The sequence below is a fragment of the Pseudomonas sp. KB_12 genome (assembly GCF_052114545.1).
Classification (GTDB): domain Bacteria; phylum Pseudomonadota; class Gammaproteobacteria; order Pseudomonadales; family Pseudomonadaceae; genus Aquipseudomonas; species Aquipseudomonas brassicacearum.
This window is the reverse complement of the sequence record NZ_JBFREY010000019.1, coordinates 109,336-126,493: the sequence shown is the minus strand read 5'-3', so window position 1 is coordinate 126,493 and position 17,158 is coordinate 109,336. Positions and strand designations below refer to the sequence as shown.

At 62.1% G+C, this 17,158-nt stretch carries 11 protein-coding genes; 3 read left to right on the top strand and 8 right to left on the bottom strand.

What is annotated here, in order from left to right; genetic code table 11:
* Positions 1-103 precede the first annotated feature (103 nt).
* Positions 104-1,468 carry a formimidoylglutamate deiminase gene (locus AB4Z20_RS17235; protein ID WP_442090300.1) on the top strand — a complete coding sequence of 455 codons (1,365 nt, stop codon included), beginning with the start codon at positions 104-106 and terminating at the stop codon, positions 1,466-1,468.
* 120 nt (positions 1,469-1,588) lie between these two features.
* Here the strand turns inward: AB4Z20_RS17235 and AB4Z20_RS17230 are convergent, their stop codons facing one another.
* Together AB4Z20_RS17230 and AB4Z20_RS17225 are read right to left on the bottom strand one after the other, a co-directional pair.
* Entirely contained in the window at positions 1,589-2,158 is a 570-nt protein-coding gene (locus AB4Z20_RS17230) for a lipocalin family protein (RefSeq protein ID WP_253471040.1), read from the bottom strand.
* Between the two features lie 31 nt (positions 2,159-2,189).
* On the bottom strand, positions 2,190-2,444 hold the full coding sequence (locus AB4Z20_RS17225) for a hypothetical protein (protein ID WP_003196877.1): 255 nt from the start codon (positions 2,442-2,444) through the stop codon (positions 2,190-2,192).
* A gap of 283 nt (positions 2,445-2,727) precedes the next feature.
* On the opposite strand from AB4Z20_RS17225, the gene AB4Z20_RS17220 reads away from it, so the two are divergent.
* Entirely contained in the window at positions 2,728-4,620 is a 1,893-nt protein-coding gene (locus AB4Z20_RS17220) for a methyl-accepting chemotaxis protein (RefSeq protein ID WP_442090299.1), read from the top strand.
* 111 nt (positions 4,621-4,731) lie between these two features.
* On the opposite strand, the gene AB4Z20_RS17215 is transcribed toward AB4Z20_RS17220, so the two are convergent.
* The 5 genes from AB4Z20_RS17215 to AB4Z20_RS17195 all read right to left on the bottom strand — a co-directional run bounded on the left by AB4Z20_RS17215 (position 4,732) and on the right by AB4Z20_RS17195 (position 14,367).
* Positions 4,732-5,328, bottom strand: coding sequence for a DUF924 family protein (locus AB4Z20_RS17215; RefSeq protein ID WP_253471036.1), 597 nt, complete (start codon positions 5,326-5,328; stop codon positions 4,732-4,734).
* Positions 5,329-5,331: 3 nt separating this feature from the next.
* On the bottom strand, positions 5,332-6,342 hold the full coding sequence (locus AB4Z20_RS17210) for a class 1 fructose-bisphosphatase (protein WP_018607993.1): 1,011 nt from the start codon (positions 6,340-6,342) through the stop codon (positions 5,332-5,334).
* 244 nt (positions 6,343-6,586) lie between these two features.
* On the bottom strand, positions 6,587-7,963 hold the full coding sequence (locus tag AB4Z20_RS17205) for a DUF3999 domain-containing protein (RefSeq protein ID WP_258690209.1): 1,377 nt from the start codon (positions 7,961-7,963) through the stop codon (positions 6,587-6,589).
* Positions 7,960-11,598, bottom strand: coding sequence for a DUF2339 domain-containing protein (locus tag AB4Z20_RS17200; protein WP_442090298.1), 3,639 nt, complete (start codon positions 11,596-11,598; stop codon positions 7,960-7,962). Before AB4Z20_RS17200 ends, AB4Z20_RS17205 begins: the two co-directional genes overlap by 4 nt.
* A gap of 318 nt (positions 11,599-11,916) precedes the next feature.
* Positions 11,917-14,367 (bottom strand): glycogen/starch/alpha-glucan phosphorylase, encoded by a 2,451-nt coding sequence (locus tag AB4Z20_RS17195; RefSeq protein WP_253471030.1) that lies wholly within the window; start codon positions 14,365-14,367, stop codon positions 11,917-11,919.
* A gap of 253 nt (positions 14,368-14,620) precedes the next feature.
* On the opposite strand from AB4Z20_RS17195, the gene AB4Z20_RS17190 reads away from it, so the two are divergent.
* The gene (locus AB4Z20_RS17190; protein WP_003196865.1) at positions 14,621-15,058 is read left to right on the top strand and encodes a YkgJ family cysteine cluster protein; all 438 of its coding nucleotides are present in this window, start codon (positions 14,621-14,623) and stop codon (positions 15,056-15,058) included.
* A 205-nt stretch (positions 15,059-15,263) separates the two neighbouring features.
* On the opposite strand, the gene typA is transcribed toward AB4Z20_RS17190, so the two are convergent.
* Positions 15,264-17,084 carry a translational GTPase TypA gene (gene typA / locus AB4Z20_RS17185; protein ID WP_003186725.1) on the bottom strand — a complete coding sequence of 607 codons (1,821 nt, stop codon included), beginning with the start codon at positions 17,082-17,084 and terminating at the stop codon, positions 15,264-15,266.
* Between the last annotated feature and the right edge of the window lie 74 nt (positions 17,085-17,158).

Below are 17,158 nucleotides of genomic sequence, written 5' to 3'. Positions count from 1 at the left end.
GCGGTTCCTTGTTCTGCGGATAAGAATGCTAGCTTGCCGGAGTTTACCGGCCAGGCAAACGTCTGTATATGTATATACAAATTACGCACAATGAGGTTGAACCATGTCCGCCTTCTTTGCCGAACGCGCGCTGCTGCCTAGTGGATGGGCCCATGATGTACGTCTTGAGGTCGATGCCGAAGGCGTCCTGACCCATATCCAGGCCGGCTCCCACGCAGACGGCGCCGAACGGCTGGGCGGTCCGCTGTTGCCGGGTATGCCGAACCTGCACTCCCATGCCTTCCAACGGGCCATGGCCGGGCTGGCGGAAGTGGCGGGCAATCCCAACGACAGTTTCTGGACATGGCGCGACTTGATGTACCGCCTCGTCGGAAAAATCAGCCCCGACCAACTCGGTATCATTGCCCGCCAGCTGTACATCGAAATGCTCAAGGCCGGCTACACCTCGGTCGCCGAATTCCACTATGTGCACCACGACACCGATGGCGCGCCCTACGCCGACCCGGCGGAGCTGGCCCTGCGCATCAGCCACGCCGCCAGCGCTGCCGGCATCGGCCTGACGCTGCTGCCGGTGCTTTACAGCCACTCCGGTTTTGGCGGCCAGGCCCCTAACGACGGGCAGCGCCGGTTCATCAACAGCACCGAAAACTACTTGAAGCTTCAGTCGCGCTTGCAGCCGATCCTGGCCGGGCAGCCGTCCCAGGCGCTGGGTCTGTGCTTCCACTCGCTGCGTGCCGTAACGCCCGGGCAGATCCAGGATGTGCTGGCCGCCAGTGACCGCGAGTGCCCGGTGCACATTCACATTGCCGAGCAGCAGAAGGAAGTCGACGACTGTCTGAGCTGGAGCGGCGCCCGCCCGCTGCAATGGCTGTACGAAAACACCGAAGTCGACCAGCGCTGGTGCCTGGTCCACGCTACCCACGCCAACGCCCAGGAAATCAGCCTCATGGCCAGGAGCCGGGCGATTGCCGGCCTGTGCCTGACCACCGAAGCCAACCTGGGGGACGGGATTTTCCCGGCCGTGGATTTCCTCGCCGAGGGCGGGCGCCTGGGGATCGGCTCTGACAGCCATGTGTCATTGAGCGTGGTCGAAGAATTGCGTTGGCTGGAATATGGCCAGCGCCTGCGGGATCAACGGCGCAACCGCTTGTATCGAACGGATCAGCCGATGGTCGGCCGCACCTTGTTCGATGCGGCGCTGGAAGGCGGTGCCCAGGCCCTGGGGCAACCGATCGGCGCCCTCGAAATCGGCAAGCGCGCCGACTGGCTGGTGCTCGATGGCAGCGACCCATATCTGGCCACGGCCCAGGGCGACGGGATCCTCAATCGCTGGCTGTTTGCCGGCGGCGATCGCCAGGTACGCGATGTGATGGTCGGCGGCCGGTGGGTGGTGCGCGATGGGCGGCATGCGGGCGAAGAGCAAAGCGCCCGGGCGTTTACCCAGGTCCTGCGCGACCTTCTGGGCTGACCCAATCAACCCTGTGGGAGCGAGCTTGCTCGCGATAGGGCCATTACCTTCAACCTACAGGTTGACTGAAAGTCCGCTATCGCGAGCAAGCTCGCTCCCACATTGGCTTTCGGGTGGCAGTTAGTCCGAGGTTTTGGCCATCTGTCGATCCGACGCGCGCCAGATCAGGCGTGTGGTGTCGTAACCCTGCTGGCGTGCCTTGCTCAGCAGCTCCTCGCGCACGACGCTATTGACGGTCGGCGTACGGGACAGCAGCCACATGTAGCGACGGCTTGGGTCGCCGACGATGGCGGTCTTGTAGTCATCGCTGACGTACAACACCCAGTATTGCCCTTTCGCCACGCCCGGCACGATCCGCGAAAACCAGTTATCGAACTCGACCCAGAGCTTGTCGGTCTTGCCCGGCACCTGCGGCGTGGCGGTGCCCCTGGCTTCTTCCCACTGCCAGTCCGAGGTCAGGCAGCGATTGAGCACTCCCACACTGCCGTCTGGCTTGAGGGTGTAGTGAGCTTCCGATTGCGCGCAATTGCGCTGGAAATACATGGGCAGGCGGGCCAACTCATACCAGGTCCCTTGGTAGCGCTTGAGATTGACGCTGTTGACCGTCTTGGGTGACAGCGGATCTTCGCCAGAAGTGGCACAGCCAGCCAAAATCAGGCCAGCCAAAAGCACAAAAACTAACCGCATCATTATTTTTCTCCCGCGGGCACGTGGCCCCGGTTTACTTCAGGCCTTGGCCGGAAAACATCAACACTTTGTCACCGGCGTACTGCACGCTGATAAAGCTTTTCTGGTCGCCCCAGGTACAGCTGGACATGCCGAGCGCGCCCGAACAATCGGTCGGTTTCCCCAGTAACGTTTCGACTTCGGACTTGGGCATGCCAGCCGACAGCTTCGAGTAGTTTTCCTGGTTGACCTTGCTGCATGCAGTCAATACGACACACACAAACAACAAGGCGATAGATCGCAGCGACATGGTGTAACTCCTGGAACGGAAGGGGGCTGGCAGGTGCCAACCAGAAGCTTAGAAGAGAAAACCCCTATCTGGTTCCCCGACGCCCCCGGTATTTATTGGGCCTGGGCAGGTGTTTCATCGATGAAACACCTACTTTGTGRCGGCGTCGTGCATTTCGTCGGAATTGAACCGCTACCGGCTGATGGGATGGTCTGGCGCGCCGATAAAAAGAAACAGCGCAAACTACTGCGTTATGGCAAATTGACATCCAGTCCTGACCCGTCCCTCCGCGGTAGTGTTATTAATGACCAGAAACATGAAATTCAGCCATAAAATCCTGTTGGCTGCCGCCCTCGTGGTGGCCGTCGCATTCGCCTGTTTCATCCTGTTCAACGACTATCGTCAACGCCAGAGCTTGAACGCCAGCACCGAAACCTCCATGCAGGAACTCGGCAACCTGACCAGCCGCAACATCCAGACGTGGGTCGACGGCCGCATCCAGTTGCTGCAATCGCTGGCCCAGCAGATTGCCGTGGACGGCAGCAGTGCCGACAGCCTCAAGCGCGCCGTGGGCCTGCCGGCCTACACCAGCAATTTCCAGCTCAGTTATTTTGGTGGCACCGACGGCGTGATGTTCTCGGTACCGGCCGGCAATCGCGCCGCCGATTACGACCCGCGCGCCCGCGGCTGGTACAAGGCCGCCAACAGCGCACAGCAAACCATCGTCACCGAACCCTACATTGCCGCCTCGTCGGGCAAGCTGGTGATCACCGTCGCCACCCCAGTGCAGCACCACAACCAGATGATCGGCGTGGCCGGCGCGGACATCGACCTGTCCAGCATCAGCGCCATCATCAATTCGCTGAACTTCGGCGGCCACGGCCACGCGTTCATCGTCAGTGCCGACGGCAAGATCCTGATCCACCCTGACAGCAAGCGCGTGCTCAAGACCCTGGCCGAGGCCTACCCTAACGGCGCGCCTCAAATCAGCCCGGGCGTGAAAGAAGTCGATCTCGACGGCAAGACCCAATTCATCTCCTTCACCCACGTCAACGGCGTGCCAGGAGCCGACTGGTACGTGGCACTGGTGCTCGACAAGGACACCGCGCTGGCGATGCTCAGTGAGTTCCGTACGTCGGCGCTGATCGCCATGGTCATCGCCGTGGTGTTCATCATCGCCCTGCTCGGCATGTTGATCCGCGTGCTGATGCAACCGCTGCTGACCATGGGCCGCGCCATGCATGACATCGCCGAAGGCGAAGGCGACCTGACCCGGCGCCTGGTCATCCACGGCCAGGACGAATTCGGCGCGCTGGGGACTTCGTTCAACCGCTTTGTCGAGCGCATTCATACCTCGATCCGTGAAGTGGCCTCGGCCACCGGCCAGGTCAACGAAGTCGCCCTGCGCGTGGTCAGCGCGTCCAACTCGTCGATGTTCAACTCCGACCAGCAGGCTTCGCGCACCAGCAGCGTGGCCGCGGCCATCAACCAGCTCGGTGCCGCCGCCCAGGAAATCGCCCAGAACGCCGCCCTCGCCTCGCAACATTCCAGCCATGCGCGCAGCCTGGCTGAAGATGGCCAACAAGTGGTGGATAAAACCATCGCGGCCATGCAGCAGTTGTCGGCCAAGATCAGCGATTCGTGCGGCAACATCGAAACCTTGAACAGCAACACCGTGAACATCGGCCAGATTCTTGAGGTGATCACCAGCATTTCCCAGCAGACCAACCTGCTCGCCCTCAACGCCGCCATCGAAGCGGCCCGTGCCGGTGAAGCCGGACGCGGCTTCGCCGTGGTGGCCGATGAAGTGCGCAACCTGGCCCACCGCACCCAGGATTCGGCGCAGCAAGTGCAGAAGATGATCGAAGAACTGCAAGTTGGCGCCCGGGAAGCGGTACTGACCATGACCGACAGCCAGCGCCAGAGCGAAAGCAGCGTCGGCATCGCCAACCAGGCCGGCGAACGCCTGGGCAGCGTGACCCAGCGTATTGGTGAAATCGACGGCATGAACCAGTCCGTGGCGACCGCCACCGAAGAACAGACCGCCGTGGTGGAGTCAATCAACGTCGACATCACCGAGATCAACACCCTGAACCAGGAAGGCGTGGAAAACCTGCAAGCCACCTTGCGGGCCTGTGCCGACCTGGAGCAGCAGGCGGCACGGTTGAAGCAGTTGGTGGGTAGCTTCCGGATCTAGTCCGGAAGGGCCCCATCGCGAGCAAGCTCGCTCCCACACTGGATTTCCATTCGCTGAAAGTCCTGTGGGAGCGAGCTTGCTCGCGATAGCGGCATCAGCCTCACAGCAAAATCAGAACCTGGACCCAGGCCTGCTCAAAAACTCCAGTTCATCAGCCGTGGACTCGCGCCCCAACACCGCATTGCGATGGGGAAAGCGGCCAAACCGGGCAATGATCTTCTGATGCCGTTCAGCATAATCCAGGTTGTCTTCAAACACTGCCCGCTGCGCCTCCGGCTGGTCTCGCACCAGGTCGATAAACCGCGACACGGCCTCGTTCTGCACCGCGAGGTTTTCGCAGTGTTCGAGCACGAGGTAGATGAATACGCGTTGGATCGGTTTGAGTTGCCGGTCGAAATCCGCTGCCATGCCCTGGGCCACCAGCGCTTGGGCACGCAGGTCACCGGAGAAGGCCTTGGGGGTGTCGCGAAAGATCATTCGCGGGAGTTGGTCGAGTAGCAGCACCAGGGCCAGCCAACCTTCCGGGCGTTGCGCCCAGTCGGTCAATTCGCCGGCCAGTGCCAGCTCGACCTGATCGCCAAAGCGCTCGTTGGCCTGGCGATCATGGCGTTTGCCGAACCACAGCTTGCCTCTGTCAGCCGATATCTCGTCCGGTGTCTTGGCTGAACCAAACCACCAATCGAGCAACGGCTGCCAGGGCTCGGCCATGATTTATTCCTTGTGGTAGGCCGTGGCGCGCGCCACTTCTTCTTTCGAGCCAAGGAACACGGCCACGCGCTGGTGCAGGCCTTCAGGCTTGATATCGAGGATACGCTGGTGGCCGTCGGTGGAAGCGCCGCCCGCCTGTTCCACCAGGAACGACATCGGGTTGGCTTCGTACATCAGGCGCAGTTTGCCCGGCTTGGACGGCTCACGGCTGTCGCGCGGGTACATGAACAGACCGCCACGGGTCAGGATACGGTGCACATCGGCAACCATCGCGGCGACCCAGCGCATGTTGTAGTTCTTTTTCAGCGGGCCTTCTTCGCCCGCCAGCAACTCTTCAACGTAGCGTTTTACCGGGGCTTCCCAGTGACGCTGGTTGGACATGTTGATGGCGAATTCCTGGGTGGTTTCAGGAATGGTGATGTCTTCGTGGGTCAGTACGAAGCTGCCCATTTCGCGGTCCAGGGTGAAGCCCTTGACGCCGTCGCCCAGGGTCAGCACCAGCATGGTCTGAGGGCCGTAGATGGCATAGCCGGCGGCGACCTGCTCGGTGCCTGGCTGCAGGAAGGCCTTTTCATTCAAGGCTTCGTTCTGGCTCAGGTATTCATTCGGGCAACGCAGTACCGAGAAGATGGTGCCAACCGGCGCGTTGATGTCGATGTTCGACGAACCGTCCAGTGGGTCAAACACCAGCAGGTAGGCACCCTTGGGGTATTTGCCCGGGATCTGGTAGGCATTGTCCATTTCCTCGGACGCCATGCCGGCCAGGTGACCGCCCCATTCGTTGGCTTCGAGCAGGATTTCGTTGGACAGCACGTCGAGCTTCTTCTGCACTTCGCCCTGCACGTTTTCAGTGCCCATGCTGCCCAGGACACCACCCAGCGCGCCTTTGGAGACGGCGTGGCTGATTTCCTTGCACGCACGCGCCACCACTTCGATCAAAAAGCGCAGATCGGCAGGGGTGTTGTTGCTGCGGGTCTGCTCAATCAAATAGCGACTCAAGGTAACGCGGGACATGGACGGCTCCGAAGAATAGGGGACGGAAAAACCAGCGCAGTTTAGCGCGAGTCGGGACTTAATTCCTCCTATGAGACGGGATATGGAGGATTGAGTTCACGGGGTGGGGCTCGCTTGGGTAATTCTGTTGGTTGAGAGGGCGCCATCGCGAGCAAGCTCGCTCCCACAGTTGACCAAGTTGTTTCGACGAACGCGGTCTATTGTGGGAGCGAGCTTGCTCGCGATCGGGGGCGAAGCACCCGCCTCAGGATTTGACCGGCGGCTTGCGCAACAGGCTGAACGCCATCGCCGCGAGGAACAGCACGCTGAGCAGCAGCACCGCCCACAAGCCGATTTTCTTCCAGTTGGTCTCGACCGTCGCAGGCGTGGTTACCGTGGCCGCAGCCGGGGTCGACGTGGCTGCGCCGTTCACGGTCGCCGTACCCAGCGTCGCCAGCCGTGACGGCTTGTAATCGGGCACCAGCGTGGTCAAGGGCAAGCTGGCCGCTTTCACGGTTGCGCTGCCCAGGGCCAGGCTGTAGGGCCCTTCGCCGCGCGCCAGGAACACCACCTGGGTCGGACGCACGGCAAAGCGCAGGGCCGGGGCTTCGCTACCCAGGCCGCCGCCACGCTCGTCCACGGTCAATTTCAATTGCTGCACGGTCTGGCCGGACAGTTGCAATTGGTTTTGCAGCACATCCTGGCCGTTCTGGGTCAGGCGATAGAGCAAGCCACTGCCCAGCGGTTGCCACGGATGGCTGCTTTCACGGCGACCGGCCAGGGTCACCGGCGCCAGGCTGTTGGCTTGGCTCAGCTCGACCTGCACCTGCTCGATGTTCAGCCCCATGGGCAACTGCCAGGTGTATTCACCGGCCTTCGTGGTGCTGCCGGCCAATGGCTGCGACCATGCCAACGGCAACGGCAGGCTTTCGCGACTGGCGCTTTGCAGCTGGGCCGAAGTCAGGATCGGCGCGGAGGACGGCGAATCCCACAACAATCGCAGGTAACGCGCCGATTGCCCCGGCAAGCTCACTTCATGCTGCTCGACCCGCTCATCGGCAAAGGTCAAGCGCGCCACCTGGCCTTCGCCCCACGACTGCCAGTGTTGCAAGTCGTCACTGGCTTCGATGGTGAACCGCTGGAAACCGTCGCGCTCACTGGTCCAGTCGAGGACCAACTGCTGCAACGGCGCCTTGAGCGCGCTGGCATCCAACAACCAGCCACGCAACTCCTCCTCCCCTGCTTCGAGCCGGCTGGAGGGTTGGACTTCCACCAAGGTACCGTTGGCGTTCGATTGCACCCGCACACTCGGCGCGCGCTCATCGTCATCGGCGGCGTTGTACAGCGGGAACCACTTCACGTCGGTGAGGGTGCGGTTTTCCCGGCTCTGGGCCGACTCACGCACCAGGGCATAGGCCTGGGCCTGGCCGGCCGCGTTGAAGACCCGCAGGTCGCTCAGGTCGGTCTGGCGCGCCTGCAACTGCACGTCCAGCGGCAACGGCAGGCGATACCACGGCCCCTCGCCGCTCAAGGCCAACGGCACCTGATGGGAGAAATCCGCCGGTTGCTCCTGGGCTACGGCCGACAATGCCGTCCATAACCCCACCACACCCAGCCCGATTCGACTCAACTTGCGACTCAAGATGACACTCCCTCACTGACAGGCATAGGCGGCTCATCCTGCGCGACCGTCTCCGGGCGCTTGGGCGGCAGCGGCGCAAAATAGCCCACTACCAGCAGCAACACGCCTACACCGATAAACGAAACAATCCGCGCCAGACCGCCACGGTTACTCAATTCGACAAAGAACAGCTTGGCCACTACCACGGCGATCAACGCCGCACCGATCAGCCACACTTCACGACGGTGGCGCACATGCCCACCGATCATCAGCCCCAGGGCGATCAGGGTCCAGACAATGGACAACCCGGCCTGCACGAACATCGACTCGAGCAGCGCGTCCAGCTCGTACGGGACATCCATCCACTGGTGGGCAGTGCGCATCACCAGGGCGGTGAAGAACGCGAACAACGACACACCGGCGATCAACTGGGCGATGCGCCCGACGCGATTCCAACGGTTCGTCGATTGCTCCACGGCGTTACGGGCCCACACATAGATGCCGAACAAGGCGAACAGCAGGCCCAGCTCCAAGGGATTGAGCAACGGCACATAAGGCAGTGGCTCTGAGTTGCCATCGCTGAAGGTGTTGGTCAGCCAGAACCAACCGAGCATCAATAGCGCCATCGGCGCCGCTGCGTAGACACGGTACTCGCGCGGTTGGGCCGATACCGGCCACGGCAAGGTACGCGGCGTGGCCATCAGCACCAGGTACAGGCCTGGCAGGATCGCCCAGGCCAGCCAGCGCCAGGCGTTGTACTGCTCGGACAGCAACAGCAGGCCGTAACGCAACTCCAGCATCAACACCGCCATCAGCAACCAGCAACCGAGCACGTGGGCCGTACTGCGCGCCGGGGCCGGCAGCATCGGCGCCAGGCGCTTGAGAGAAAGGAAATGCACGGCAAATACCGCCAGCCAGGCCAGCCAGCCGAAATTCGCGGCCGGGTGATAGTGGCTGTGCCCCGTTGCCACCAGCACGCAGCCCGCCGCCGGAATCAGCAAGGTGCACAGCAGCCCCAGCGCCGGCCATTTCAGCCGCTGCGCCAAGACCGTCCACACCGCCACGCTGATCGCCGCGACCAGCAGCAGCCAGCTGCCTTGCAGGTTCGCCGGGGCAAAGCGCAAGACTTCGCTGACCCACGCCAGCGCCCACCAACCGGCGCCCCAGATCAGCAGCAACTCGGACAAGCGCTGCAAGCTCAAGGCCTCGAGTTCCCGCGCCGCGTGCGCCCGTTGCAGGCGCCATGCGCCCACCAGGGCTGCCAGCCCCAGCACCAGCGGCGTCCAGAAGCCGCTATGGGCCAGCGGTCGCAGATCCTCGGCGTTGAGCGGCCCCAACAGCGCCGGCCCCGCGGTCAGGAACGCCGCACCGCCCAGCAGTTGCAGCAGCAGGCCGAAGACAAAACTCACGCGCTGTTTCAGGTACAGGCTCAGCCAGATGATCAACAGGCCGCTGGCCGCCCACACACCGCTCGCCGTTTGCCACGGCAGGACGAACAGCACCGCAAGGTTGATCAGCACCAACCCCGCCAGCAACACCACCGACAAGCCGCGCAGCAACCGGACATCGTTGCGCACCATGTCGTCACGTGCCGCCAGCAACATGCCGCCAATCAACGCCAGGCCGATCAGCGAGGCGCTGAGCAAACCGCTCCAGCCCGCGCTTAACACCGCCGCCGAATCCCCCTCGGCGCCTTGCAAGCGCAGCAGGAACAGCGCGCCGCCCAGCAATTGCACCCCAAATGCGCTGAACAGGAAGCTGCGCGACTGCAGGCGCAGGCCAACAAACAGCGTTGCCAACCCAGCCAGGGCCCAGGCGATGGCGGTGCCGTGGGTGAAGAAGAACAGTGGTGCCAGCAGATAGAGGAAACTCAACCCCAGCACAGCCAGCACCGGCAGGCCTTGGCGCTCCCAATGGGCGCTGTGTCCGGGCTCAGCCTTGTGCAGTTGGTAGAAGGTGAACAGCAAGGCGCCGCCGAGCATCAACGCACCCAGCGCAGACCCATCGAGCAGGCTGCCGTCGCCGATACGCAATTCGCTGACGAACGCCAGTGCCGAGCCCAACTGCAGCAACAAGGCAAAAGCCCGGGCGAATGGGCGCTGCTGGCGCAGGCCCAGCCAGAAGATCCCTGCGCCCTCCACGGCCCACGCCGCTGCGGTCCAGCGGGCGTCGAGCCCCAAAGGGATCGCCAGGCTGGCAAAAATCACCCCCAGGGCAAGGCAGGTTTCCGCCAGCAGCAGGGCGCGACCGCCCATCAATACCCGCGCCAGGCCCATATAGATCATGCCCAGGGCCAGGGCGCTGAACGCAGCGGCGAACTCGAAATGCTGCACCAACGCGAACTGCAAGCCGAAGCCCACCAGCGGCGGGCCGAACAGCATGGTGCCGTCCACGTAATCGCCCTTGCGCGCCGACCAGTGCAACAGCGCATCGCGGCTGGCGTCTTCGGGAGCATCGCTCATTTCCAGCAACTTGCGCCGGGTAAACAGCAAGCCAATCGCCAGGTAGATGAGGAAGAACAGGATCAGGAACGGTTCGGTGCTCCAGAGCAGTTCCGGTGTGTAGGAACGCATGCCCCAGGCGAAACCGATGCCGAAGGTGCCGACAAAACCGATCAGGTTGAGCAGGCGCCAGGCCTTGAACCAGGCAATCGCAAGGATGCCGGCGTTGAGCAGGATGAAATAGCTGAACAGCGCGACGTGGTTGCCACTGCCGGTGGAGGTCAGGATCGGCGCGGCAAACCCGCCCAGCGCCGCAGCCGCAGCCAGGCCCAGGGCGTTCTGGGTAATCGCCAGGATTGCCGAGAACACCGTCACCGCGACCAGCAAGCCCAAGGCCGCCTTGGAATCGAGCAACGGATGCAGGCGCATGGCCGCGAACACCGTCAGGTACAGCACCGCGATCCCGGTGCCCTGGAGCATAAGCGCATAGTTGCTGTTGCGTTGGCGCAACCACCAGCCCAGGCCCAACAGGCCCAATGCACTGGCCGCGACGCCGGCGTAACGCAATTCGATCGGCACCACCATGCCTTCGGTGGCATAGCGCAGCAAAAACGCCAGGCCGAGGAACAACAGCACCACGCCGACCCGCAGCACAGTGTTGCCACCGAACAGCCAGTTGCGCGCGCCAATCACGGCGCGGTCGAACAGATTCGGGCCGCGGGGGGCCGCGGGTTTCGAAACCCTCGGTTCCAGGGGCATCGGTTCCAGGGGCAGCGGCGCGAAGTCGCGGTCGGCATGCCGACTGGTCGTGGTCGGCGCGGTTTTCCAAACGTCATCGGGCAACGGCTGGCTGGCTTGGGAGGCCATCGTGGGAACGGGCTCGAGATCTGGCGGCAACTCCCAGACCAGCCCTGGCTCGGTGCGCGCTTCGGGCTTCGCGGCCTGGGGCACGACAACCTCGGGCGCTGGCGCAGGCTCACTCGACGCGGCAACGGCCCCGCGCTCGAACACTGCCAGGCGTGCCTCCAACGTGAGTAAGCTCTGCTGGGCCTCCTGCAACAAGATCTGTTGCTTGGCCGCCTGGATACCCAGGCGCCCCAATCGAAACGACTGGGCGATGCCAAGCCCCACCAAGGCGCCTATCAGCGCATCGGCGAACGACTCGTCCACCACCCAGCCGAGTGCCAGGCCCAACAGCGTCAAGATCCATTGCATGGTCGATATCCCTAAGCGGCCCGTTGCGGGCGTAACCGGGGTGATGCGGTGCCTGGATCAGTCTAGTGGAAACCCCCAAACCCTGTGGGAGCGAGCTGTGTGGGAGCAAAGCTTGCTCGCGATCCAGGCGCTGCGGTCCTCAAGAGACCTCGGCGTTTTCATCGCGGGCAAGCTTTGCTCCCACACCGCTCGCTCCCACATTGGATTGTTGGCACTTCCAGTGCTGAGCCCGGCCACATAGCCCGGCGAAACTGGCGCCTAGTATATCGACGAAGCCCAACCGCCGTTGGGCTTCGCTCACATTTCTTACAGTAAATGCTACTCCAGGGCTTTCCAGATGTCGGTGGCATACTCGCGGATGGTCCGGTCCGAAGAGAACCAGCCCATGCGCGCGGTGTTGAGCACCGCCGAACGCCACCATTGCTTGGAGTCGTGCCAACGCTCTTCGACCTTGGCCTGGGCGTTCCAGTACGAGTCGAAGTCGGCGCAGACCAGGAAGCGGTCGTAGTCCACCAACGAGTCCACGAGCCCGGCGTAGCGCATCGGATCATCCGGCGAGAACACGCCGCCGCGAATCGCCTGCAGCACGTCGTTGAGCCGATGGGACGCGGCGATGTCCGGCGCGGCGCTGAACTCGCCGTTTTGCTTGCGGGCCTCCACCTGCTCGGCGGTCAGGCCGAAGATGAACATGTGCTCACCGCCGACGCGCTCATGCATCTCCACGTTGGCGCCGTCCATGGTGCCGATGGTCAGTGCGCCGTTGAGGCCGAACTTCATGTTGCTGGTGCCCGACGCTTCGAAACCGGCCGTGGAGATCTGCTCCGACAGGTCCGCCGCCGGAATGATGCTTTCGGCCAGGCTGACGTTGTAGTTGGGCAGGAACACCACTTTGAGCAAACCACGCACGGTCGGGTCGTTGTTCACCACCCGGGCGATGTCGTTGGTCAACTTGATGATCAGCTTGGCCTGGTGGTAACTGGCGGCGGCCTTGCCGGCGAAGATTTTCACCCGCGGCACCCAGTCCACTTCCGGCTCGGCGCGGATCGCCTGGTACAGCGCCACGGTGTGCATCAAGTTGAGCAACTGGCGCTTGTACTCGTGGATCCGCTTGACCTGCACGTCGAACATCGCCGCCGGGTTCACGGCGATGCCCAGGCGCTCGTGGATCAAGTAAGCCAGGGCCTTCTTGCTGTGCAAACGCTGCTCGGCGAACAGCTTGCGAAACGCCGGCTTGTCGGCAAACGGTTCCAGTTCGATCAAGCGTTCCTCGGGGTTGTCGAGCACGCTTGGGCCGAGGGCATCGACCATCATCGAGGTCAATTCGGAGTTGGCCTGGAACAGCCAGCGGCGGAAGGTGATGCCGTTGGTCTTGTTGTTGATCCGATCCGGATAGAGTTTGTGCAGCTCGGAAAACACCGTGCTGCGCATCAGTTGGGTATGCAACCCGGACACGCCGTTGACACTATGGGACCCGAGGAATGCCAGGTTGCCCATGCGCACCCGGCGGCCATTGTCCTCTTCGATCAGCGAAACCGAACGCAGCACATCGAAATCGTGCACACCCTTGGCCCGCAGCGAATCGATGTGCTGGGCGTTGATCAGGTAGATGATCTGCATGTGCCGGGGCAACATGCGCTCCATCAGCCCCACCGGCCAGGTTTCCAGGGCTTCGGGCAGCAACGTGTGGTTGGTGTAGGACAGTGTGTCCTGGGTGATCTGCCAGGCCGCGTCCCACGCCACGTCGTAGACGTCCACCAGTTGCCGCATCAGCTCGGCCACGGCAATGGATGGGTGAGTGTCGTTGAGCTGGATCGCCGCGTGGTCGCCCAGGGTCAGCACCGAGGTGTGCATGTTGCGATGACGGCGCAGCAGGTCTTGCAGCGAGGCGGCCACGAAGAAGTATTCCTGGCGCAGGCGCAGTTCCTGGCCAGCCTCGGTGCTGTCGGCCGGGTACAGCACGCGGGAAATACTTTCGGCTCGGGCCACTTCGGCTACCGCGCCCAAGTGGTCGCCGGCGTTGAAGCGTTCCAGGTGCAGGTCTTCCACGGCTCGGGCGCGCCACAGGCGCAGGGTATTGACGCTGGCACCGCGCCAGCCTACTACCGGCGTGTCATAGGCAATGGCCCGCACGGTTTCGGCCGGGGACCAGACTTGGCGGGTTTTACCCGCCTCATCGGTTACGGTCTCGACGCTACCGCCAAAGCCGATCGGGTAGACCACCTCCGGCCGCTCGAACTCCCAAGGGTTGCCGAAATCCAGCCAATGCTCGGTCTGCTCCTGCTGCCAGCCGTCGACGATCGCCTGGCGAAACAGGCCGTGTTCATAACGGATGCCGTAGCCATGGCCGGCAATACCCAGGGTCGACATGCTTTCCATGAAACACGCGGCCAAGCGGCCAAGACCACCGTTGCCCAACGCCGCATCCGGCTCGAGCAGACGAATGCGCTCCAGGTCCACGCCCAGCTCGGTCAGCGCCTCGCGCGCCGTGTCCAGCAGACCGAGGTTGCTCAGGCTGTCGTAGAGCAAACGACCGATGAGGAATTCCAGGGAGAGGTAATAGACGCGCTTCTGGCCCTTGCGGTAGATCTGTCGCGTGTGGTCCATCCAGTGATCGACCATGTGGTCGCGGGCGGCGAGGGCGATGGCTTCGAACCAATCGTGATCAAACGCATGATCCGGGTCCTTGCCAACGGCATAAGTGAGTTTGGTCAACACTGCGTCGCGAAATGCGGCAACTTCGGCTTCGCGAACAAGTGGTTCTTGAGTCATTGATAAGACCTCGAACGAGCATGGAATTGTCTGAGCCTAGACGGTCTGACAGACGGCATAGGCTCTTGGTTCGGTAGATTTCCCCGAGTCTCGGAGAATCGTCGCCATGGAATTGCCGGATGGTCGAATGAATGCAGGGGCCGTGCCGATCCGGGCGGGTTTGGCCGGGATGAAAAAAAACTGGCGGATGGTCGTTCAAAATTTCACCAGTCCCGGTATGATCTCGCGCCCTGATGCATGCTGGTAAACCGTGATGATGAAGCCCAACCTGATCGCCGCCGCGGAGATCGACCGACTCGATACCTGGGCCAAGTACTCCGCCCCGATGTGCGGTTCCTGCGTGTCGAGCTGCTGCACGCTGCCGGTGGAGGTCAAGATCAAGGACCTGATCCGCATCGGTATCGTCGACGAGTTCGAACTGGGCGACCCACCGAAGAACATCGCCAAGCGCCTGCAAAAGGAAGGGATCGTCGAGCGCTACAACCAGAAGTCCGAGATCTTCACGCTCCAGCGCATGAGCAACAACGATTGCCTTTATCTGGACCGCAAAAGCCGGTTGTGCACCATTTACGAGAAACGCCCGGACACCTGCCGCAACCATCCGCGGGTCGGGCCACGGCCGGGGTATTGTGCCTACAAGCCCAAGGAAGTGGAGCGCGAGCGTAATCCGCGGACGTTGGACAAATTTTGATCGACTGATGGTTCAGCTGTGTCTGAACCTCCGTTATCGCGAGCAAGCTCGCTCCCACACAAATCTGTATCCACTGAAGATCCACTGTGGGAGCGAGCTTGCTCGCGATAGGGCCTGACAGCCGCCACACAAACTCCAGGCATAAAAAAACGCCCCTGATTTCACAATCAGGGGCGTTTTTTTTAGCTGCTAACTAAGTCGAAACTCAGTTGCCGCTTTTCTTGGCAGCGCGGGTACGCTCGCTTTCGCCCAGGATCTTCTTGCGAAGACGGATGGACTTAGGAGTGACTTCACACAGCTCGTCTTCCTGCACGAACTCCAGAGCTTGCTCCAGGGTGAACTTGACCGGCGGAACCAGGGCGATGGTTTCGTCCTTGCCCGAAGCACGCATGTTGTCGAGCTTCTTGCCTTTGGTTGGGTTCACGCCCAGGTCGTTGTCGCGGCTGTTCAGGCCGACGATTTGACCTTCGTAGATATCCTGGCCGTGCTCGACGAACAGCTTGCCGCGCGCTTGCAGGGTTTCCAGCGAGTAGGTCAGTGCCTTGCCGGTCGCAACCGATACCAGGACACCGTTCTGACGGCCGGACATGTCGCCGGACTTCATCACGTCGTAACGATCGAAGATCGAAGTCAGGATGCCGCCACCGGAGGTCAGGGTCAGGAACTCGTTACGGAAACCGATCAGGCCACGAGCCGGGATGTTGTACTCAAGGCGCACACGGCCCTTGCCATCCGGAACCATGTTGGTCAGGTCGCCTTTACGCAGGCCCATTTGCTCCATGATCGCGCCCTGGGATTCTTCCGGCAGGTCGATGGTCACGTTTTCGTACGGTTCGTGCTTGACGCCATCAACCATGCGGATGATCACTTCAGGACGGCCCACGCCCATTTCGAAGCCTTCGCGACGCATGGTTTCGATCAGTACCGAGAGGTGCAGCTCACCACGGCCGGAGACCTTGAACTTGTCGGCCGAGTCGCCTTCTTCAACGCGCAGTGCCACGTTGTAGAGCAGCTCTTTGTCCAGGCGTTCCTTGATGTTACGGCTGGTCACGAACTTGCCTTCTTTACCGCAGAATGGCGAGTCGTTGACCTGGAAGGTCATGGAAACGGTTGGCTCGTCGACGGTCAACGGCTTCATCGCTTCGACATTCAGTGGGTCGCACAGGGTGTCGGAGATGAACAGTTGCTCGAAGCCGCTGATGCAGACGATGTCGCCGGCAGCTGCTTCTTCAACGTCGATGCGGTGCAGGCCGTGGTGACCCATCAGCTTGAGGATACGACCGTTGCGCTTCTTGCCGTCGGCGTCGATGGCAACCACCGGGGTGTTCGGCTTGATGCGACCACGGGCGATACGGCCAACACCGATAACACCCAGGAAGCTGTTGTAGTCCAGTGCCGAGATCTGCATCTGGAACGGACCGTCACGGTCGACTTTCGGCGCTGGTACGTCGTCAACGATCGACTGGTACAGCGGGGTCATGTCTTCAGCCATGGCGGTGTGGTCCAGACCGGCAATGCCGTTCAGGGCCGAGGCGTAGACGACTTTGAAGTCCAGCTGTTCTTCGGTGGCACCCAGGTTGTCGAACAGGTCGAAGATCTGGTCCAGGACCCAGTCCGGACGCGCGCCTGGACGGTCAACCTTGTTGATGACCACGATCGGACGCAGGCCGGCTTCGAAAGCCTTCTTGGTCACGAAACGGGTTTGCGGCATAGGACCGTCTTGAGCGTCAACCAGCAGCAGCACGGAGTCGACCATCGACATCACGCGCTCTACTTCACCACCGAAGTCGGCGTGGCCCGGGGTGTCCACGATGTTGATGTGGTAGCCATTCCAGTTGATGGCGGTGTTTTTCGCCAGGATGGTAATACCGCGCTCTTTTTCCTGGTCGTTGGAGTCCATCACGCGCTCGTCGTTGAGCTCGTTGCGCTCCAGGGTGCCGGATTGACGCAAGAGTTTGTCTACCAGGGTGGTTTTACCATGGTCAACGTGAGCAATGATGGCGATGTTGCGTAGATTTTCGATCACTTGTGTATCTCGATCAGAGGATTCGGTGTGCTGACAGGTCGTGGCAGCGATTTACGTTGAGTCCGACAAGGCCG

Coding starts and splice junctions, on each gene's coding strand:
- AB4Z20_RS17235 (WP_442090300.1), top strand. CDS start 104: ATGTCCGCCTTCTTTGCCGAACGCGCGCTGCTGCCTAGTGGATGGGCC.
- AB4Z20_RS17230 (WP_253471040.1), bottom strand. CDS start 2,158: ATGATGCGGTTAGTTTTTGTGCTTTTGGCTGGCCTGATTTTGGCTGGC.
- AB4Z20_RS17225 (WP_003196877.1), bottom strand. CDS start 2,444: ATGTCGCTGCGATCTATCGCCTTGTTGTTTGTGTGTGTCGTATTGACT.
- AB4Z20_RS17220 (WP_442090299.1), top strand. CDS start 2,728: ATGACCAGAAACATGAAATTCAGCCATAAAATCCTGTTGGCTGCCGCC.
- AB4Z20_RS17215 (WP_253471036.1), bottom strand. CDS start 5,328: ATGGCCGAGCCCTGGCAGCCGTTGCTCGATTGGTGGTTTGGTTCAGCC.
- AB4Z20_RS17210 (WP_018607993.1), bottom strand. CDS start 6,342: ATGTCCCGCGTTACCTTGAGTCGCTATTTGATTGAGCAGACCCGCAGC.
- AB4Z20_RS17200 (WP_442090298.1), bottom strand. CDS start 11,598: ATGCAATGGATCTTGACGCTGTTGGGCCTGGCACTCGGCTGGGTGGTG.
- AB4Z20_RS17195 (WP_253471030.1), bottom strand. CDS start 14,367: ATGACTCAAGAACCACTTGTTCGCGAAGCCGAAGTTGCCGCATTTCGC.
- AB4Z20_RS17190 (WP_003196865.1), top strand. CDS start 14,621: ATGATGAAGCCCAACCTGATCGCCGCCGCGGAGATCGACCGACTCGAT.